The sequence below is a fragment of the Mesorhizobium sp. WSM4822 genome, assembly GCF_055811155.1.
In genome coordinates this window covers 17304-35214 of the sequence record NZ_JBVVQM010000003.1, presented here as the reverse complement: position 1 = coordinate 35214, position 17911 = coordinate 17304, and the positions used below count along the sequence as shown (strand labels likewise).

General features: G+C 61.7%; 22 protein-coding genes. 12 read left to right on the top strand and 10 right to left on the bottom strand.

From position 1 onward, the window contains the following. Window positions 1–27: 27 nt before the first annotated feature. The gene (locus tag AC0L3E_RS08165; protein WP_127321395.1) at window positions 28–1656 is read left to right on the top strand and encodes a CHASE domain-containing protein; all 1629 of its coding nucleotides are present in this window, start codon (window positions 28–30) and stop codon (window positions 1654–1656) included. Between the two features lie 96 nt (window positions 1657–1752). On the opposite strand, the gene AC0L3E_RS08160 is transcribed toward AC0L3E_RS08165, so the two are convergent. The 6 genes from AC0L3E_RS08160 to AC0L3E_RS08135 all read right to left on the bottom strand — a co-directional run bounded on the left by AC0L3E_RS08160 (window position 1753) and on the right by AC0L3E_RS08135 (window position 5281). Continuing rightward, window positions 1753–1998 (bottom strand): YMGG-like glycine zipper-containing protein, encoded by a 246-nt coding sequence (locus AC0L3E_RS08160; RefSeq protein WP_023810994.1) that lies wholly within the window; start codon window positions 1996–1998, stop codon window positions 1753–1755. Between the two features lie 83 nt (window positions 1999–2081). Beyond that, window positions 2082–2408 carry a hypothetical protein gene (locus AC0L3E_RS08155; RefSeq protein WP_127267715.1) on the bottom strand — a complete coding sequence of 109 codons (327 nt, stop codon included), beginning with the start codon at window positions 2406–2408 and terminating at the stop codon, window positions 2082–2084. A gap of 121 nt (window positions 2409–2529) precedes the next feature. Next, window positions 2530–2844 (bottom strand): hypothetical protein, encoded by a 315-nt coding sequence (locus AC0L3E_RS08150; RefSeq protein WP_236383520.1) that lies wholly within the window; start codon window positions 2842–2844, stop codon window positions 2530–2532. Continuing rightward, a complete protein-coding gene (locus AC0L3E_RS08145; RefSeq protein WP_164748875.1) occupies window positions 2841–3872 on the bottom strand; it encodes a sensor histidine kinase in 1032 nt (343 codons plus the stop codon). Before AC0L3E_RS08145 ends, AC0L3E_RS08150 begins: the two co-directional genes overlap by 4 nt. A 178-nt stretch (window positions 3873–4050) precedes the next feature. Further along, entirely contained in the window at window positions 4051–4218 is a 168-nt protein-coding gene (locus tag AC0L3E_RS08140; RefSeq protein ID WP_013529282.1) for a DUF1328 domain-containing protein, read from the bottom strand. A 268-nt stretch (window positions 4219–4486) separates the two neighbouring features. Continuing rightward, window positions 4487–5281 (bottom strand): response regulator, encoded by a 795-nt coding sequence (locus AC0L3E_RS08135; protein ID WP_023810997.1) that lies wholly within the window; start codon window positions 5279–5281, stop codon window positions 4487–4489. Between the two features lie 216 nt (window positions 5282–5497). Between AC0L3E_RS08135 and AC0L3E_RS08130 the strand changes: the two genes are divergently transcribed. Beyond that, window positions 5498–5701 (top strand): NepR family anti-sigma factor, encoded by a 204-nt coding sequence (locus AC0L3E_RS08130; RefSeq protein ID WP_127269630.1) that lies wholly within the window; start codon window positions 5498–5500, stop codon window positions 5699–5701. Window positions 5702–5704: 3 nt separating this feature from the next. Next, complete coding sequence (locus AC0L3E_RS08125) at window positions 5705–6256, top strand: RNA polymerase sigma factor (RefSeq protein WP_013529285.1); 552 nt, start codon at window positions 5705–5707, stop codon at window positions 6254–6256. Window positions 6257–6267: 11 nt separating this feature from the next. Here AC0L3E_RS08125 and AC0L3E_RS08120 read toward each other — a convergent pair whose 3' ends face one another. Next, window positions 6268–6579, bottom strand: a complete 312-nt coding sequence (locus tag AC0L3E_RS08120; protein ID WP_164748877.1) for a response regulator — start codon at window positions 6577–6579, stop codon at window positions 6268–6270. A 207-nt stretch (window positions 6580–6786) separates the two neighbouring features. On the opposite strand from AC0L3E_RS08120, the gene AC0L3E_RS08115 reads away from it, so the two are divergent. The 3 genes from AC0L3E_RS08115 to AC0L3E_RS08105 all read left to right on the top strand — a co-directional run bounded on the left by AC0L3E_RS08115 (window position 6787) and on the right by AC0L3E_RS08105 (window position 8473). Further along, entirely contained in the window at window positions 6787–7548 is a 762-nt protein-coding gene (locus AC0L3E_RS08115) for a Crp/Fnr family transcriptional regulator (RefSeq protein WP_256747408.1), read from the top strand. A 128-nt stretch (window positions 7549–7676) separates the two neighbouring features. After that, window positions 7677–8003, top strand: coding sequence for an ElaB/YgaM/YqjD family protein (locus tag AC0L3E_RS08110; RefSeq protein ID WP_023811001.1), 327 nt, complete (start codon window positions 7677–7679; stop codon window positions 8001–8003). Window positions 8004–8014: 11 nt separating this feature from the next. Continuing rightward, complete coding sequence (locus tag AC0L3E_RS08105; protein WP_473604586.1) at window positions 8015–8473, top strand: hypothetical protein; 459 nt, start codon at window positions 8015–8017, stop codon at window positions 8471–8473. 15 nt (window positions 8474–8488) lie between these two features. Here AC0L3E_RS08105 and AC0L3E_RS08100 read toward each other — a convergent pair whose 3' ends face one another. Next, window positions 8489–10000, bottom strand: a complete 1512-nt coding sequence (locus tag AC0L3E_RS08100) for a sensor histidine kinase (protein ID WP_256747411.1) — start codon at window positions 9998–10000, stop codon at window positions 8489–8491. 170 nt (window positions 10001–10170) lie between these two features. Between AC0L3E_RS08100 and AC0L3E_RS08095 the strand changes: the two genes are divergently transcribed. Further along, on the top strand, window positions 10171–10371 hold the full coding sequence (locus AC0L3E_RS08095; protein ID WP_127269171.1) for a hypothetical protein: 201 nt from the start codon (window positions 10171–10173) through the stop codon (window positions 10369–10371). Between the two features lie 29 nt (window positions 10372–10400). Here AC0L3E_RS08095 and AC0L3E_RS08090 read toward each other — a convergent pair whose 3' ends face one another. Further along, the gene (locus AC0L3E_RS08090) at window positions 10401–11321 is read right to left on the bottom strand and encodes a diacylglycerol/lipid kinase family protein (RefSeq protein WP_352581998.1); all 921 of its coding nucleotides are present in this window, start codon (window positions 11319–11321) and stop codon (window positions 10401–10403) included. Window positions 11322–11580: 259 nt separating this feature from the next. Here AC0L3E_RS08090 and AC0L3E_RS08085 point away from each other — a divergent pair, with 259 nt between their 5' ends. Beyond that, the gene (locus AC0L3E_RS08085) at window positions 11581–12918 is read left to right on the top strand and encodes a PRC-barrel domain-containing protein (RefSeq protein WP_473604585.1); all 1338 of its coding nucleotides are present in this window, start codon (window positions 11581–11583) and stop codon (window positions 12916–12918) included. Window positions 12919–12966: 48 nt separating this feature from the next. Here AC0L3E_RS08085 and AC0L3E_RS08080 read toward each other — a convergent pair whose 3' ends face one another. After that, a complete protein-coding gene (locus AC0L3E_RS08080) occupies window positions 12967–14535 on the bottom strand; it encodes an alkaline phosphatase family protein (RefSeq protein WP_352582000.1) in 1569 nt (522 codons plus the stop codon). Between the two features lie 226 nt (window positions 14536–14761). On the opposite strand from AC0L3E_RS08080, the gene AC0L3E_RS08075 reads away from it, so the two are divergent. From AC0L3E_RS08075 to AC0L3E_RS08060, 4 genes are all read left to right on the top strand, one after another. Then, window positions 14762–15694, top strand: coding sequence for a VOC family protein (locus tag AC0L3E_RS08075; protein ID WP_352582001.1), 933 nt, complete (start codon window positions 14762–14764; stop codon window positions 15692–15694). A gap of 4 nt (window positions 15695–15698) precedes the next feature. Beyond that, complete coding sequence (locus AC0L3E_RS08070; protein ID WP_352582002.1) at window positions 15699–16334, top strand: alpha/beta hydrolase; 636 nt, start codon at window positions 15699–15701, stop codon at window positions 16332–16334. Between the two features lie 2 nt (window positions 16335–16336). Then, window positions 16337–16636, top strand: a complete 300-nt coding sequence (locus tag AC0L3E_RS08065; RefSeq protein WP_127322535.1) for a GNAT family N-acetyltransferase — start codon at window positions 16337–16339, stop codon at window positions 16634–16636. A gap of 143 nt (window positions 16637–16779) precedes the next feature. After that, on the top strand, window positions 16780–17838 hold the full coding sequence (locus tag AC0L3E_RS08060) for a dipeptidase (RefSeq protein ID WP_473604584.1): 1059 nt from the start codon (window positions 16780–16782) through the stop codon (window positions 17836–17838). The last annotated feature ends 73 nt before the right edge of the window (window positions 17839–17911 follow it).

Here is a 17911-nt window from a genome sequence, read left to right as displayed (position 1 = left end):
GATATCGCTCAGGGACCGCACGATCCGTTGAAGAAGCTTTTCCCGATCATCGCCTTTATCGCCGTCGCACTAATCAGCATGGTGATGGCAGGTTTCGCCTATTTCGCCACACAGGAAGCCGCGCGCATCAAGTTCGAGGCGACTGCCGACGACGCGCTCAACCGGATCGAGAGCCGCATCGACCTGCATCTGTCGCTGCTGCGCTCGACGCAGGCCCTGTTCGACGCCCGCAATGGCGATATTTCTCGCAATGAGTTCAAGGCGTTCTTCAACGCGCTCGATGTCGACAAGAATTTCGCCGGCTTGCGCGGCATCGGTTTCCTCAGGCTGGCAAAGACGGGCGACGAGGCGACGGTCGAACGCGATATGCTGCACGATTATGGCGTCAGTCATCCAATCTACCCGGATACCACGCAACCCTGGCGTACCCCTATCGTGCTGTTCGAACCGCTGGATCCATCCAACCAAGCCGCCATCGGCTACGACATGTTCAGCGAACCGATGCGGCGTGTGGCGATCGAAAAGGCGATGTCCGACGACCAGCAGCACGCCAGCGGGTTGGTGCAACTGGGCCAGGACACGGGCGCCTCGCAGACGTTCACCGGCTTCTTCGTTTTCGTGCGGCTCAATGTCGAAACCGCTCCCGACGTCATCAATGCTTCGAGATCCTCGACATCAGGTTTTCTCTATGCGGCCTTCCGGGCTCGCGATCTGTTCCAAACCGCGCTCAGCCGGTCGCCGCTACTGCCGGTCAACACCGAAATCTATGACGGCGATGGTGCCGTGAGCGGCGACAATCTGCTGTTCCGGTCGGAGACGCCGCCAGCTTCGACTTTCGGGGACAGGCTGCTGGTCACCCGAAAGATCATCGTCGCCGGACGGCCATGGACTGTCCTGTTCCGGCCGACAAGCGCCTTCTCGCAGCCGTCGTCGCGCGCCATTCCGGTGATGCTGGGGCTATTCGGCCTGCTGTTGGCGGGCGCCATCGCGCTGGTGGCGCGATATCAGGAGCGGGCCTATGAGGCAGCGTCGCGGTTGCACGAAACCACGGAAAAGAGCCTGATCGAAAAAGACCTGATGCTGCAGGAGATGAAGCATCGCATCAAGAATTCGATCACCAGGGTGCTGGCGATCGCGCGCCAGACGGCATCGCGAGCTACCGACGTCAACGAGTTTTCCGCATCTTTCTCGGCCAGGCTGCAGGCGATGGCAGCGTCCCAGGACATGCTGACGCGCTCTCGCTGGCAGAAGGCCGATCTTGGCGATCTCTTGCGCATCGAACTCGGCCAGGTGTTCGGCAAGGAGTTGCCCGAGGGGCTGCTGTCAGGGCCGCAGGTGCTGCTTGACGAAACCACGACGCAAGCGCTCGGCCTGACCTTCCACGAACTGGCGACGAATGCGCTGAAATACGGCGAAGCCGGCAATTCCGTGGGGGCACTGAAAGTGGATTGGTCTCTGGAAGGGCGTGGGCGCGACAGGACGCTGGCCCTCAACTGGCGCGAAAACGGGCAGAAGAAACTCGAAGCTCCCGCCGAAACCGGCTTCGGCACCAAGCTGATCGATCTCAACGTGACGCGCGAATTACGCGGTACGATCAAGCGCGACTACCAGGCCAATGGGCTGAACGTGGAAATCAAAATTCCACTCGCCAATTGAGCGCGACCTTCACCCGAAAAGGATCAAGCGTCCGGACATGAAAAATCCGAAGGCCAGCGGACCAGCCTCCGGATCGACGTTTCGATTATCGCCGAATTAGTTGCAGCGAGCCGTGTAGATCCGGCCGCGATGATCGCGATATTGGCAATAGCCGTTGCGCAGATTGCGCACCAGCAGGCCGGAACCGGCGCCAACGGCCGCGCCGATCAGCGCGCCCTTGCCGCCGCCGACCAAGCCGCCGACACCGGCGCCGATCAAGCCGCCGCCAACCACGTCCTGTTCGGTCGAGGTGCAGCCGCTGACGGCAACCACCGCAACCAGGGCAATAATCATCTTCCGCATAGAGTCACTCCTCACTTTTTGTCCTCACTTGGTAAAGCTCCAGCTGCCATTTAGCATGAAATGACGGCCTTTGCTGCTGCAATCTATTGTTGGTGAAGATAGTCTTTTTCTGGGCCTGCCGCGTTCGACGCCATTACCAGGCTGGAAATTGCCAATGAAGCGTCAAGCGTACCATCGGCGCGCACGTTCCAGACGATCTGATCATAGTCGTCTTCAAGCACCGGATCGACGGCAAGACATTTGGCGACGATGTGATCAGCCTGCCCTTGCACGTCGCCCAAGACGAATGGGCGCTCGGCCACACATTGCTCGGCGGTCGCGAAAATGCTGACGGGCACCTGGAGTTCACGGCAGTCGGCCATCGTGTTCGAGCAACCGATGACCAGCAGCAATGCAGCGATATGTTCCATGGCGGGAAAGTCCTCTCGCCATAGTAACGGTCTACATCAGCCAAAGTTCCTGGCGCGCTGGGCCGGGCAGGGAAATAAGACGGCGACAATTGATTCTGTCGCCGGCCGAAACGAGCTGGCCTCAATAGACCAGCTGGTACAGGGCGACCACCACGATCACCGCCACCAAGGCCAACGCAACAAGGCGCAAGGCTCCGTTGGGGACAGGGGCCAGCGGTGGCGCGGATGACTCGGAGTCCTCAAACTCGCCCATGGAAATCCGGGCGGCCTGCTCCAGTCTGTTCATATCGGCAACCGTCAAGGCATTCCCTCCCGCACCATGCTGCAAATCCTGCTGCGGAAATGTTCGGTGATGCAACAGGTTCCAGCGGTATCTGGGAAAAACAGCATCTGCTTTTATCGTGAACAGCTGGTTAAGAAAGCTCGGGTCGCTCAATCCGTCTCGAAATTGCCATGTGGAACGACAAGGCGGTACTCGAGACGGCCAGCCGCGATTTCGAGCGTCGCCGTTCCGTTCAGTGACGCCGGCACGACCCGTTCGAGTGCGACGCTGCCGAAGCGCTTCTCGCTACGCCTGACATCACTGGCTCCGATTGCCTCGGCCCATGTCAGCGACAGGGAGGTTCCCGTGTCGGCGGCGGTCAGGTTGGCTGTAACATTGACGAATCCATCGGGCCGCGACAGGGCGCCATAGCTCACCGAATTGACGGCGAGTTCATGCATCGCAAGGCCGATATGCAGGGCAGCGTTGGGATTGAGATAGGGGTTGGCCCCCTGAAACCTCAGGCTGCGAACCGGATCGCCGCCGTAGCGGCCCACTTGGCCCGATACGAGTTCGCGAAGTGCGGCGCCCCGCCAGTTGGAAGAGGTCACGAGATCCTGGGACGAAGCCAGCGATTGCAGCCGGCCGCGAAAACGTGTCAGGAAATCGCCGATGCTGTCGGAGTAGCGACCGGTCTGGGTGGCTATGCTCTGGATGATCGCCAGCAGGTTTTTCGAGCGATGGCTCACCTCCCGCAACAGCGTCGTCAGGGTCTGCTCACGGCGCTTCTGCTCGGTCGTCTCGACCATCGTGGTGACGACGCCTTGCACCGTGCCGCCGTCGCCGTGGTCGGCATCGATCCAGACCTCAAACCAGCGGCTGCCATCCTCGACGGGAACGCTGATCTCGAGACGTTGGGGGTTGCCGGATGCAATGACGTCGCGCTTGGCCGCGCCGATGCGGTCGGCCTGCGCCTCCGGCAGAATACCGATGCTGTCGGCGGTGTCCGAAACCCAGGGCGCACGCATGTTGCGCGCCCATACGGTTTTCATCTCGCGATCCTGGTAGAGAACGGAAATGCCGGCATTGTGCAACGCGTGAAGAAGGGCGCGGCCGAGCTGCATGCCGCTTTCGGCAGGATGGAGGGCGATGACTTCATCGCTTTGCACGTCGTCCTTCCTGTTTCCGGTCCTGGAACCCATCGGCCAAACTGTCCACCCAATTCAGGCTGAACGGCTCACCGGTGAATGGGTTCCAAAGAGGTTTCCCGAACCCGCCGCCAAAAAACGGTCCGCCGGACGGCGTCCTTTGAAGGACACCGCCCGGCGGTGGCTGGAAACCGTTTGAGGGGTGCGGCTTCCAGTGTTCGGCCGTCCGTCTTTACGAAGCCCTTTTGAACAGGCCCGCAAGAAGCGAAATGACCAGGAAAGCGAGGAAGATGAAAAACAATATCTGCGCTATGCCGGCAGATGTACCGGCGATGCCGCCGAAACCAAGCGCGCCGGCGATGATCGCAACGACGAGAAATACGAGCGCCCAGTAAAGCATGATGCATCTCCTTCGAATGATGCGATAAAAACGTGGGTGGTTGCGGTTTGTTCCCACCCTTTGCCGAAAAAGACCGAGCTTGCAATTCGTTCGGCAGCCGGACGCGCAGGAAATTCGCCCTCACCGCCCGATGCGTGGATCAGGCGGCCCGAAGTGAAGAATTGAAGAATTGAGGAATTGATGAATTGACGATTTTGATGATCTGGAGAAATCGGCGAGCGAGGCTATCGCCTTCAATTCCTCAATTCCTCCACTCCTCAATTCGCGACTATGCGGCTGCTTTCGCCTGCCGGTCAAAAAACAGTGCCTGGCTGATCAGCGCCTTGACCATGTCGGGATTGAACGGCTTGGTGACCAGGAAGGCTGGTTCCGGTCGTTCACCAGTCAACAGGCGCTCGGGGAAGGCGGTGATGAAGATGACCGGCACCGACGTCGATGACAGGATCTCGTTCACGGCCTCGATGCCGGAACTGCCGTCGGCAAGCTGGATGTCGGCCAGCACCATCTTCGGCCGTGTCTTGCCGAACATCATCACGGCCTCGGCATGGGTGCGCGCCGTTCCAACGACGCGGTGCCCGAGGCTCTCTACCATTTCTTCGATATCCATGGCGATCAGCGGTTCATCCTCGATGATCAGAACGTCGGTTGCCACCTGACGGGATATCTCGTTGCTCGCCTGGGCAAGCAGCTCTGAAAATTCCTGGTCGCCGACGTCGAGGATCTCAGCCGCTTCGTCCTCGCTGAAGCCTTCGACAGCCACGAGGAGGAAGGCCTGACGGGGCCGCGGCGCGATCGCATTCAGATTGGCGGCGGTGCGCTGTTCCCACGCCGATTGCGCCTGCTCCTGTGGAACGCGAATGGCGACCGATGTGAACAGCTTGGCGAAAACCTTGTACAGCGCGATGCGGTCGCTCGATGCTTCGGGAAATATCTCGATATCGGCGATGATGGCCTCGAGCATCGCGGCTACCAGCGCATCACCACTCTCTTGCGACCCGGAAACAGCCCGCGAGAAGCGGCGCAGGAAGGGCAGATGTGGTGCGATGGTGGCGGATAAGCTCATGGTAAGACGTCTCCCTCAGAATGACGTGAATGCGTAGCAGGTCAAGCTGACTGCAAGCCCTGACGATAACGCGGATTTTTAGAAAAAGTTCCGCCTCGACGGAACAAATACCGGGGAGGGGCGTTTGGGGTCGGGATGGGCAACCAGACGAGGGCGCCGCTTGCGTTGTGTTGAGTATGATAAGAGCGGTTTGAGCGCTGGGAATACAAGGGCAAAATGAAGGATATGACGAAAGATATTCTGGCTGGCGCCGAGAGCAGGCGCCGGAACGGTTCTGGTGATGCTCTTGGGCCGAACTCCGAAATCGGACGCAAACTCAAACAATATTACGACGCGCTGGTCTCCGACGATGTGCCGGATCGCTTTTCCCAGTTGCTTAGCCAGCTGGAACGGGCTGAACCCGCACAGAAGAAGGACTGAGGCATGGCCGCGGTCTCACAAGGCTTCAAGACCGATCTGCTTGGGGCAATCCCAAGTCTGCGCGCGTTCGCCGTGTCGCTGACGCAAAATGCCGACAAAGCCGACGACCTCGTCCAGGAAACGCTCGTCAAGGCCTGGGACAAGCATGAGAGCTTCCAGCCCGGCACCAATCTCAAGGCCTGGCTTTTCACCATCCTGCGCAACGAGTTCTATTCGCAGATGCGCAAGCGCGGGCGCGAAGTGCAGGACAGCGACGGTATCATGACGGCCAGGCTTGCCGTTCATCCGGCCCAGCACGGCCAACTCGACCTGAAGGATTTTCGCGGCGCCCTGGAGCAATTGCCGGAGGACCAACGCGAAGCCATCATCCTCATCGGCGCATCTGGTTTCTCCTACGAGGAGGCCGCCGAGATCTGCGGTTGCGCGGTGGGAACGATCAAGAGCCGCGTCAGCCGAGCCCGTACGCGCTTGCAGGAGATCCTGAAAATATCAGGCGAGGACGAGTATGGTCCGGACGCAATTTCGGCCCAGGTAACGAGCTCGCCGGCGAGCTGACCGCGATCGTCTCAAGCGCGTCCGCAGGCCGCGGCGACCGCTTGCACGAGGTCTTCACCCGAATAGGGTTTGCCAACCAGCCTGACGCCCGGAAACGATGCCTTGATTTCATCGACATCCGAATAGCCCGACGCAAACACGAAAGGTATGCCTGCCGCGCGCAGCCCGGAGGCGAAATCGATGGTTGAGGCGCCGCCCAGCATCAAGTCGACAATGGCTGCATCGAATCGCGTGGCGACCTCGCGGCCATCGACCTCGGTCAGGTCACGGGCGATCACCACCTCATCGGCGCCATGGTCGCGGCAAAGCTGCTCGACGTCCATGGCGATCAGAAATTCGTCCTCCAGGACCAGAATTCGCAATCCGTCGAGCAATGTGGGCACAGGCAAAGACTCCTTGAAACGCCGGAGTCATGATCGCTAATTCGCTTGCTGTCATTTAAAAAAGACATGTGGCAAGCGGGCGGAACCTCAATCCTTGCAACGCGTTGAAACGCGCTCTCCAAGAGCGGCTTTCGAAGGGGGGTCGAAATGTCGGTTCAGAACAATAGCGCTTTCTCCAGCCGCCAATATCCTTGCGAGAACTGCCCATTGCGGCCGTTGCCGATTTTTCGCGATTTCGAAAAACAGGAACTGGCCTTCATCAGCAAATTCAAGAAGGGCGAACTCGCAGTCGAAAAGGGTGGCACGGTGCTGGTGGAGGGAAGCCATAGCGCCCATCTCTACACCGTGCTCTCCGGCTGGGCGTTCCGCTACAAGCTGCTGCGGGACGGCCGCCGCCAGATCCTCAACTATCTCATGCCCGGTGATCTGATTGGCCTGCAAGGCAGTGTGATGGGCGAGATGCAGCATTCCGTGGAGGCACTGTCGCCGATGCTGCTGTGTGTTTTCGAGCGCGAATATCTGCATGAGCTGTACCGCAATCATCCCGGGCTGGCCTATGACATCACCTGGATCGCATCGCGTGAAGAGCGGATGCTGGACGAGAATCTGCTCAGCCTCGGGCGCCGCAGTGCGATCGAGCGCGCTGCCTATCTCATCGCCTTCATCGGCAGCCGCGCCAAGGTCGTCGGACTGAATGGCAACCAATCCGTCCAGATACCGATCACGCAACAGCACATCGCCGATACGCTTGGCCTGTCGCTGGTTCACACCAACAAGACGATCCGCAAGCTGATGGATCGCAAGCTGATCGTCTGGCGCGACGGCGGCTGCGTGGTTTCCGACAATGAAGGGCTCAAGCGGCTCGCCGGCTGGGAAGGGCTGGGTGAAGCGCGCCGGCCATTAATCTGAGGAAGCGTGTTTTGCCGGAGCCGGCGGACCGGGTGCGCGCCGATGCGTTTTCGGCTACTTTGTCCCCAATGCCGGAACCTTGAGACGCGCAGCGCGTTTGAAACCAAGCAATCACAAGGAGTTAAGCCATGGCCACTGCCGCAGGAAAGACCGCAAACGACGCCCGTGCAAATGCGGACCTGGAAGCCGACATCAGGCAGTTGAAGGCCGACATCGACAAGCTCACCAAACAACTGGCCAAGACCGGCGAGCATGGCTATGGCACCGCGCGCCGCGCAGCCACGGAAGGGGTCGAGCAGTTGCGTGCGCAGGGCGAAGCAGCCTTTGACAGCCTGCGCAGCAATGCCAAGGACATCGAAGCGCAGATGATGGCAAGCGTGCGTGAAAAGCCGGTGACGTCACTGGCGATCGCCGCCGGCGTAGGCTTCCTTTTCGCGCTCATCGCGCGTCGCTAGTCGCGCTCCAGATGGGAATGTTGGCAACCCTGATCTCGGGCCTCGCCTCGGGGGAAACCGTGGCCGCCATACACCGGGCGCGCACGGCGGCAATCGTCTATGTGATCGCCATGGCCGCCGCACTTTGCGGTCTCGTTTTTCTTGTCGGGGCCGCCTATATCTGGACGGCGATGCGCTATGGGCCGCTTGCCGCGGCGCTGGGGTTTGGCGTCGGTTTCCTGGTGCTTGCCGGACTTATCCTGCTGATCTACCGGATCTCCGCAGGCTCACGCGCCCGGCGCCGGGCGCAGCGCCGCAATGCCGACATGAAGGCGATCGGCATCACCGCCGCACTCGCCGTGCTGCCGAGTCTGCTCAAGGGAAAAGGCGGTCTCGGCGTCATTCTGGGGCCGGCCGTGGCGCTCGCGGCCTACGCCATCTACCGCGAGAATGTGAAATCCGACGATCCGGATGAGAGCGAACGGAGATAGAGCTGTTGGGAGAGGTCACTTTGACAACTCTTCCAGCGGCATCGATATTTCGGCAAACACGCCTTCCGGCCGGAATTCATGGGTCACTTCGCTGGAAATGACCTTGGCTAGGCTGCGGCGAATGAGGATCGAGCCGAAGCCGTGCCGATCCGGCGGAGCGACTTGCGGGCCGCCGCTTTCGCGCCAGGTCAGCACAAGACGCCGGGCATCCCTCCTGCCTTGCATCCTCCAGCCGAGATCGACCCTGCCTGACGGCACCGACAGCGAGCCATATTTCAGCGCGTTGCTGGCCAGTTCATGCAGGATCAGGCCAAGCCCGACGGCCTGGTCGGGCGACAGCAGCAGGTCGTCGCCGGAGATCGTCATGCGCGGCTGCTCGGCCGTTTCGAAAGGTTTGACCTCGATCTGGACGAGTTCACTGATGCCGATGCCGCGCCACTCGCGGTCCGACAACAGATTGTGGGCGATGCCCAAGGCCTGAAGCCTGGCGCCGAACGCCTCGAGGAACTCGCTTGGCTGGCGGGCATGGCGCACGGTCTGCGTTGCCAGCGCCTGGACGGTCGCCAAAGTGTTCTTGACGCGATGGTTGAGCTCACGCAGCAGCAGCCGTTGGCGTTCGTCGCCGAGCTTACGCTCGGAGATGTCGTAGTTGACGCCGAAGATCAAGGTCGGCTTGCCGTCGCCGTCACGCTCGATGACACGGCCGCGCGTGGCGAGCCAGCGCGGCGGATGAAAGCCCTTCACCCGGTATTCGCCGAAATAGTCGTCGCTGCCGGTCAGGGCGTCGCGAAAGCGGGTTTCGGTCTGGTAGACGTCACGCGGATCGATGGCGGTGAGGATGTCGCGTGCGCGCAGCCGGTTGGATCGCGGCAGGTTGAACAGCTCCGACATCAATGTGTCGCATTCGATGATATCGGTGCGGATATCCCATGCCCAACTAGCGAGCGACGCCGCATCGAGTGCGATGGCGCGCCGTTTTTCCTCGCGAACCAGTGCAGCCTCGGCGATCGCGCCGCTGCGGGTTGCGTCCTTGAGGGTGAACAGGCTGGCAGCGAGGCCGGCGAGCGACTTCAACTGGTCGAGCTCAGCGTGGGATGGAAAACCATGCGGCGAGCGGTCGAGCACGCACAGCGTGCCGATGCGGGCACCTGCCACGATCATCGGCGCGCCGGCATAGAAGCGGACATGGTGCTTTCCGGTGACCAGCGGGTTGGTCTTGAAACGGGGATCCGTCGTTGCATCCACCACCACCATCGGTTCGTCGCCGGCGGCAATCGCATGGGCGCAAAAGGAGACGTCGGTCGCGGTTTCGGCCTCGTCCAGGCCGAAGCAGGATTTGAACCACTGCCGTTCGAGGTCGACGAGTGTGACCAGGGCCATCGGCACCTGCATCACCGCCGCGGCAAGGCTGCTGACGCGGTCGAAATCGGGATCGGCCGCCGTATCCAGCATCTCCAACCCGTGCAGCACGGCGAGCCGGTCAACATCCTTGACTGCGCGCGCAACTTCGGCCGGCAGCTCGGGCACTGTTTGCGTCTTGCCAGTCACCCCAATTGCCTCGTCTCGGTCTTCGCCGCCGCCTGCTTGCGCTGGTGCAAGGCCAGCGCGCTTTTCCGGAACCATCCTAGCGAGGAACCGTTACCCGACCATGATTTGCCGAGCGCGCCAGCTGGTGCAGAATGAGACAGGGATCGAGCATGGCCAAGATCATTCCAGAAAACAAGGCGCGGCAGGGGCGATGGGGCTGGCATGGATTTCGAATCCTGATCGCCGCATTGCTTCTGGTGTTTGCTGCGTGGGGCATTGCCGAGATTTATGGTGTGTTGATCAAGGCGCCAACCAGCGATGAACAGCATGTCCCCACGCCCAGCACCACCGAGCAGGCTCCTGCTGGCTAAAGCCGGTTTGTTCGTTGCAACGCATCGCATCAGGCGGCTCTCGATTGGGTCGCGCTCGCCGGCACCAGTACATTCAGCGCGCCAGGCTGGATTTCGATTACCGTTTCACGGTCAAGCCTGACCAATTCGCCGTCCATCACAGCGCGAAACTTGCGGCTGCTCGAATGGATTTTCAGCACCGTTCTGTTCGTCTGGTGGATTTCGACATGTTCGTTGTCGCGCCATTTGCCGCGCGCCACGTTGAAGAAAAACTTGACCAGTTCGGCGCGCTGCTTCGCCACCGTGACATAGACACCGAGTACGCCGCCCGCCGGATTGTCGGCATAAGGCAAATGGCCTTCGCCGAACAAATTGTTGGTGATGCCGATGCCGGTGATGCGTGCCGCCATTTCGGCTTCGCCGATGCTGAGCGTCACATTCATCGCAGGTGGATTGTTGATCGTCGCCCAAGCCGCTTTGGCCGAGGCGCGGATCTTTCCCAACCGCGAACCGAACTCCATCTTCTGGCGCAGTTGCACCATCTTCGCATGCATGCCGATCGAGAACTGATGTATGAAAGGTTGGCCATTGGCTGTCGCCACGTCGACCGCGATGATTTCGCCGTCGGCGAAGGATTTCAGCGCTCCATCGAGTGACTGCGGAATGCCCAACCCCCGCGCGAACAGGTTCATGGTGCCGGCCGGCAATATGGCAAGCGCCTTCTTCGTGCCCATCAGCCGGGCGGCCGCGGCGGAAATGGTCCCGTCGCCGCCACCCGCCAGCACGATGTCGACAGAGCGACGCGAAGCCGCGCTGTCAAGCGTTTCCACCACGTCCTTGCCGGCGACAATTTCGATGCTGAGCGAGTGCCCTGCCGTCTCCAGCGTCTGATGCATCCTGTCGGAGAAGGCGACGAGGTCGGTGGTGCGCAAAGTGCCGCCATCCCGGTTCAGCACCGCTGCGAATTTCATACCCCGCTCCACCACGTCAGCCAAAAAGTGGCCGGGACACGCCCAGCCGATGGCTGAAACGCGGCGGCGACGGAAAGGTTCCCTTGACACGGAGGGGCTTCTAAGCCGCTCGATCATTTCCGTGTTTTCGTTTCCCGAACCGCAGTGGTTTTGTCGGAACAACAGACTGGTCACGACGTTGTGAACCTGTAGATGCCGCGTCCGATTTCCCCAGCGACCACGACGCGGCGCATGAGATCAGGCACGAGGAGAGACTATCATGATCCGCAATCTTTTAGCCACGACCGCACTCGCAACACTGATCGCGACGGGCGCATATGCGCAGAGCGCGACGACCCCGGCGCCGGCACAGAGCCCAGCCGTTCAGGAGTCAGGCGCCGCGACGGTCCGCGCAGAGGGCAGCATCGTCACCAACATCATCGGTGAATCCGTCTACAACGGCACCGGCGATGATGCCGAGAACATCGGCAATGTCAGCGACGTCGTCTTCGACAAGGATGGGCAGGCGAAATCCGTCGTCATCGACGTTGGCGGTTTTCTGGGTGTCGGTGCCAAGAGCGTCGCCTTCGAGTACGGCAAGCTGCAGTGGGCCGAAAAGAATGGTGACCGCTGGCTGGTAGCCCAGACGACCAAGGACGAGTTGACCGCTCAGGCGGAATTCGACAGCCAGCCCTACAGTCCGGCCCCCGCACCTGCGGCATCGACCGACGCGACCGCACCTACGGCACCTGCTACGACGGATACGGCACAAAAGCCGGCCGACATGAACGCCGCTCCGGCGGAACCGGTAAAGCGCGCGGACGGTAACCTTGCCACCAACATCATCGGTGAAGACGTATATAACGGAACCGGTGATGACGCGCAGAACATCGGCGACGTCAACGACATCGTGCTGACCAAGGAAGGCAAGGCCGAGTCCCTGGTCATCGGCGTGGGCGGTTTCCTTGGCCTCGGCGCCAAGAATGTCACCTATGATTTCTCTAAGGCGCAGTGGGCCGAGAAGAATGGCGACCGCTGGCTGGTGGCCCAGACCACCAAGGAAGAGCTGCAGGCGCAGCCCGATTTCGACCGCAAGGCCTATGATCCGGCGCCGGCCACGACGGCTTCCAACGAGCCTGCGGCCACCGCTCCGGCTGCTGTGCCGTCCGACACGACGGCTCCTGCTGTCGCTCCGGCAGACAAGAGCGCCGAAGCTCCGGCAGCGACCACCCCTGACGCCTCGGCTCCCGACCAGACACAGACTGCCGCCATCGACAAGTCGACGTTGACCGAGATGCCGGTCGGCGAGATTCGTGCCGATGACCTGAAGGGCACGACTGTCTACGGCGCAAACGACGCCAGGGTTGGCGAAATCGGTGATGTCGTGCTTGCGCCTGACAACAAGACGGACGCGGTGATCGTCGACGTTGGCGGCTTCTTAGGCGTCGGTGAAAAGGAGGTCGCGGTTGGTATGGATAATCTCAAATTCATGACCGACAAGGACGGCAACAAGTACCTCTACACGACCTTCACCAAGGAACAGCTCGAGGCTCAAACCGCCTATGACAAGGGCAGCTATGCTGAGCAGCGCGATCAGCAGCGCATGATCGTAAGGTAATTCTGTTCAGCCAAATGAAGCCCGCGCTGGCAACGGCGCGGGCTTTATTTATGTGTGGCCAGGTGGCAGGCCAGCGGCATGGCCGACGAGGCCGTTCTCGGTCAATTCGGCCAGTGCCAATGACTGGTCGAGATGTTCGGCCCGCCAGGCGAGCAGCCGTTCGGCGAATTCCAGGCGCACGGTGAGATGGCCGGGGTCGGCCGCGAGATTGTCCAGCTCGCCCGGATCGCTTTTAAGATCAAAGAGCAGCGGCGGCAGATTGCCGCCGAAATGCACATATTTGAAATGTTCCGTGCGGATCACGGCGAGGTTGCATTGGCGTGCGGCGATGCCGAAATGGCTTTCGGCCTCGCCCGCGGCAATCGAGCGGAAGTCAAACTCCCAATGCGCGGCATCGCGCCAGGCCGCAGGGGTTTCTCCGCCCAGGAACGGCTTCAGCGAGGCGCCGTCGAGATGCGGCGCGGGCTTTTCGCCGAGCAGGTCGAGAAGCGTCGGCAAAATGTCGACCGCTTCGGTGAAGCTGTCGACACTGCCGCCGGTCGCCTTGCCGTGGCGCGGATCGCGAATGATCAGCGGAATGTGGTAGCTGCCGTCGAAATAGCCACCCTTGCCCAGCATGAAATGGTCGCCCATCATCTCGGCATGGTCCGAGGTCAGAACGATGATGGTGTCGTCCCACGCCCCGGCTGCCTTGATCGCTTGCCAGACGCGGCCGAGCTGCGCGTCGACCTCGGAAATCATGCCGTAATAGATCGCGCGGATGCGGCGAAAATCGTCTTCGCTCCAGTCGTGCACCTTGCCTCTGGCGTCCGGGCGGAATTTTATCTGTCTCTGCCGGCCGAGATCATAGGCAAGATAGGGATGGTTTTTCGCCTCTTCGTGCCAGCTTGCCGCGCGCCGGAAGGCCGGGCCGTCAGCCGGATCGTACATCGTGTTGTAGGGCTCCGGCACAATGAAAGGCGGGTGCGGGCTGATGAAGGAAAGATGCGCGAACCACGGCGTGGCGTTCTCCTGTTCGCCAAGCCAACGCGTGAATTCGCCGGTCAGGAAAGCCGCCGGCGTTTGTTGCCCGGAGTAGACGGGCGGCGCGTTGCTGATGGTCCCGGCCACGCCGTCGGCCAGCGGACGGTGGATGTCGGGGGACCCGGCGCTGGCGTCGACACCTTGCAGCTCCAGCCAGGATAGCCATTGCTTCTGGTGCTCGGGCAGCAACTGGCGCACCGTAAAGCCCGGCAGCACGCCTTCATAGCTTTGCAGCCGCGGATCGCCCGGCGCCAGCAGGCGCGGATCGAGCGAGACGTCGGTGTAGCCGAACAGCGTCGGATCATAGCCCAGGGCGCGAGCCGAGAGCGCGATGTTGCCGTGGCGAGCGTCGAGCGGCGTGCCGTTGCGGCAGACGCGGTTGTTCATCTGGTAGAGGCCGGTGTAGAGGCAGGCGCGAGCGGGCGAACAGGGTGCCGCGCCGCCATAGTGCCGCTTGAACAGCACACCCTCCGCGGCCAAAGCGTCGGTATTGGGCGTCTGCACGACCGGATGGCCGGCTGCGGACAGACAATCGCCACGCCACTGATCGCATGTGATCAGGAGAATGTTGGGCCGCCTGGCTTTTCCAGTCACTCACGATACCTTTTTCGCGGGATGTCGAACGCCGTTCATGGAACCGAATTCCGGCCACGGCGCAAGCCCGACTCTGCGGGCCAATTGGTGAACGAACCTTGTTCCATCGTTCACTTTTACGACACAGTCCATTCTGTGTTTGCCGCCTTTGCCTAAACTGCTCTGGTCCTCATATTGGCGTGGACAGCGGCGAGGGCCGCACATGCACCAAGGAAGGAGCAAGACAATGCTCGACCAGATCAAGGGCCTGCATCACGTCACGTCGATGGCCAGGGATGCCCGCCAGAACAACGAATTCTTCACCAGGAAACTCGGCCAGCGCCGGGTCAAGAAGACCGTCAATTTCGACGCGCCCGACGTCTACCACCTCTATTATGGTGACGAGGCCGGCACGCCGGGTTCGGTGATGACCTATTTCCCTTTTCCCGACATCGGCAAGGGCCGGCATGGCGTCGGGGAAGTCGGAACCACCGTCTACTCGGTGCCGGAAGGCACGCTTGGCTATTGGGAAAGCCGTTTTGCCGATGAGGGCGTCACCGGCCTGTCGCGTGAAGAGACATTCGGCGAGAAGCGTCTGGCCTTTGCCGGACCGGATGGCGACGGTTTCGCGCTGGTCGAGGACAAGGCCGACGCAAGAGCACCCTGGGCGAAGGGCGGTGTTCCCACGGACGAGGCGATCCGTGGCTTTCACTCGGTGTCGCTTCGGCTGAAGGATGGCGGCGCCACTGAGGAGCTGCTGAAGTTCATGGGCTATGAGGAAGTCGACAAGTCCGGCAATCTCAAGCGGCTGGCGGTGAAGAACGGCAATGGCGCCGACGTCATCGACATCGAATCGCTGCCGAGCACGGCCTTCGCCGATCTCGGTGCCGGCTCTGTCCATCACGTCGCCTTCGCGGTCGAGAACCGCGCCAGGCAGCTTGAGGTACGCAAGGCGTTGATGGACACCGGCTATGGGGTGACGCCGGTCATCGATCGCGACTACTTCTGGGCGATCTATTTCCGCACTCCGGGTGGCGTGCTGTTCGAAGTCGCCACCAACGAGCCGGGTTTCGATCGCGACGAGGATACCGCTCATCTGGGCGAAGCGCTGAAGCTGCCGTCGCAGCACCAGCACCTGCGGCCGTATCTGGAACAGCATCTGCAGAGACTGGAAGGCTGAGGTCATGAGCAAGGACGCTTACATCCACAAGCTGCTGCCCGGTTCGCCGGGCGGTCCGCTGCTGTTCGTCTTCCATGGCACTGGCGGCGATGAGAACCAGCTTCTGTCGCTGGGGCGCGATCTCGCGCCCCAGGCAACCATCATCTCGCCGCGCGGCGATGTGTCCGAACAGGGTGCCGCGCGCTTCTTTCGCCGCGCCGGCGAGGGCGTCTACGACATGGAGGATCTGGCACGGGCGACGATCAGGATGGCGGGCTTCGTCAAAGCTCATGTCGAGGCGGCCCATGTCGAAGCAGCGAAGCCATCGGCCGTGCTGGGTCTCGGCTATTCCAACGGCGCGAATGTCCTGGCCTCGGTGGTGTTCGCGGTTCCAGCGCTGTTCGACGCGTCGGTGTTGATGCATCCGCTGATCCCGTTCGAGCCGCAGGTGAAGGGCAGTCTCGCCGGCCGCCATATTCTGATGACCGCCGGCAAGCGCGACCCGATCTGCCCGCCGAACCTGACCACGCGACTCGAGGCATATTTGCGTGCCGACGGCGCCGATGTCACAGTGGAATGGCACGATGGCGGGCACGAGGTGCGGCCAAACGAGATCGAGGCGGCACGGCGGTTCTTTGCCGATGCTGCCCAAGGAGCATAGCGATGCCTGACCAACTGCCTGAGATCGAACTTGAGGATCGCGGTTCCAAGGGCCGCTATGTCCTGCGTGGACCCGATGGCGCCGAGGCCGAGATGACCTTCACCAAGATCGGTGAGCACCAGATCATCATCGACCACACCGAGGTGCCGGACGTCTTTCGCGGCCAGGGTGCCGGGCTTCGCCTCGTCACCCGCGCCGTCGAGGATGCGCGTGCGGCGGGTAAGAAGATCATCCCGCTCTGCCCGTTCGCCAACGCCCAGTTTCGCCGCCATCAGGAATGGGCCGACGTGCTGAAGCAATAGGGGTTTCGTCGCTTGGAAACGGTGCGGAAAGCGGCTGCGATCCCCACGGGGATGACTTTGGCATTTGTGCGGGTAGCGCATCCTGCCTAAGTCGATATGATATATCTCAGCCCCTTGCCGACAAACGAACCGAATGATCCCCTATGACCGAAACCGATCTCGTTCCCGTCTTCGACGGCCACAACGATACGTTGCTCAGACTTTACCAGTCGAAAGACACGGATGTCGAAAAGCTGTTCATAGAGGGGAAATCGGGCGGCCATATCGACCTGCCGCGTGCCAAAGCCGGCGGCTTCGCCGGCGGCATGTTCGCCATCTTTCCGCCGCCTGTCGACAAATCCAGGCGCGGCGCCGTGCCCCTGGCGCCGAGTGCCGCCGAGCCGCTGCCGCCCGAGGTTCCGCGCAATGAGGCGCTGACCTCGACCATCGCGATGGCCTCGATCCTGTTCAGGCTGGAACGGGCCGGAGCGCTCACCGTCTGCCGCAGCGCCGGCGATGTGCGCGGTGCCATGGCGCAAGGCTCGATCGCCGCGGTGTTCCACATCGAAGGGGTCGAGGCGATCGATCCCGAGCTCACCATGCTCGACGTGCTGCATGAAGCCGGCCTGCGCTCGCTCGGCATCGTCTGGAGCCGGCCGAACGCCTTCGGCCACGGCGTGCCGTTCCGCTTCCCGTCCTCGCCCGACACCGGCCCCGGCCTGACCGATGCCGGCAAGGCGCTGGTCAAGGCCTGCAACCAGTTGAAGATCATGATCGACCTCTCGCATCTCAACGAGAAGGGCTTTCGCGATGTCGCGGCGCTCAGCGATGCGCCGCTGGTCGCGACCCATTCCAACGTGCACGCGATCTGCGGCCATTCGCGCAACTTGACCGACTGGCAGCTCGGCGCGATCCGCGAAACCGGCGGCATGGTCGGGCTGAACTTCGCAACCGGCTTCCTGCGCGAGGATGGTCGCATGAATGCCGACACAAGCCTCGACATCATGGTGCGGCATATCGATTCGCTGCTGCAGGCGCTGGGTGAGGACGGCGTTGGTCTTGGCTCCGATTTCGACGGCGCCATGATCCCGGCCGTCATCGGGGATGTCGCCGGCCTGCCGAAGCTGATCGATGCATTGGCGGCACGCGGTTTCGGCCGCGCACTGATCGAAAAAATCGCCTATCGCAACTGGCTCAATATGCTCGAGAAAACGATAGGTTAGAGACAGCCTGCGGCATGGCGCGTGCGGCCCGCCGGCATATGTCGACAAAACATACTTCGTCGGTGGAAGCCGG

Excerpts from the sequence above, each read along its gene's own strand:
- AC0L3E_RS08095 (WP_127269171.1), top strand. The coding sequence starts at position 10,171 with ATGGCCAAGATCATTCCAGAAAACAAGGCGCGGCAGGGGCGATGGGGC.
- AC0L3E_RS08110 (WP_023811001.1), top strand. The coding sequence starts at position 7,677 with ATGGCCACTGCCGCAGGAAAGACCGCAAACGACGCCCGTGCAAATGCG.
- AC0L3E_RS08105 (WP_473604586.1), top strand. The coding sequence starts at position 8,015 with ATGGGAATGTTGGCAACCCTGATCTCGGGCCTCGCCTCGGGGGAAACC.
- AC0L3E_RS08090 (WP_352581998.1), bottom strand. The coding sequence starts at position 11,321 with ATGAAATTCGCAGCGGTGCTGAACCGGGATGGCGGCACTTTGCGCACC.
- AC0L3E_RS08160 (WP_023810994.1), bottom strand. The coding sequence starts at position 1,998 with ATGCGGAAGATGATTATTGCCCTGGTTGCGGTGGTTGCCGTCAGCGGC.
- AC0L3E_RS08115 (WP_256747408.1), top strand. The coding sequence starts at position 6,787 with ATGTCGGTTCAGAACAATAGCGCTTTCTCCAGCCGCCAATATCCTTGC.
- AC0L3E_RS08130 (WP_127269630.1), top strand. The coding sequence starts at position 5,498 with ATGAAGGATATGACGAAAGATATTCTGGCTGGCGCCGAGAGCAGGCGC.
- AC0L3E_RS08155 (WP_127267715.1), bottom strand. The coding sequence starts at position 2,408 with ATGGAACATATCGCTGCATTGCTGCTGGTCATCGGTTGCTCGAACACG.
- AC0L3E_RS08120 (WP_164748877.1), bottom strand. The coding sequence starts at position 6,579 with ATGGACGTCGAGCAGCTTTGCCGCGACCATGGCGCCGATGAGGTGGTG.
- AC0L3E_RS08075 (WP_352582001.1), top strand. The coding sequence starts at position 14,762 with ATGCTCGACCAGATCAAGGGCCTGCATCACGTCACGTCGATGGCCAGG.
- AC0L3E_RS08145 (WP_164748875.1), bottom strand. The coding sequence starts at position 3,872 with ATGGGTTCCAGGACCGGAAACAGGAAGGACGACGTGCAAAGCGATGAA.
- AC0L3E_RS08140 (WP_013529282.1), bottom strand. The coding sequence starts at position 4,218 with ATGCTTTACTGGGCGCTCGTATTTCTCGTCGTTGCGATCATCGCCGGC.
- AC0L3E_RS08135 (WP_023810997.1), bottom strand. The coding sequence starts at position 5,281 with ATGAGCTTATCCGCCACCATCGCACCACATCTGCCCTTCCTGCGCCGC.
- AC0L3E_RS08125 (WP_013529285.1), top strand. The coding sequence starts at position 5,705 with ATGGCCGCGGTCTCACAAGGCTTCAAGACCGATCTGCTTGGGGCAATC.
- AC0L3E_RS08060 (WP_473604584.1), top strand. The coding sequence starts at position 16,780 with ATGACCGAAACCGATCTCGTTCCCGTCTTCGACGGCCACAACGATACG.
- AC0L3E_RS08065 (WP_127322535.1), top strand. The coding sequence starts at position 16,337 with ATGCCTGACCAACTGCCTGAGATCGAACTTGAGGATCGCGGTTCCAAG.
- AC0L3E_RS08070 (WP_352582002.1), top strand. The coding sequence starts at position 15,699 with ATGAGCAAGGACGCTTACATCCACAAGCTGCTGCCCGGTTCGCCGGGC.
- AC0L3E_RS08085 (WP_473604585.1), top strand. The coding sequence starts at position 11,581 with ATGATCCGCAATCTTTTAGCCACGACCGCACTCGCAACACTGATCGCG.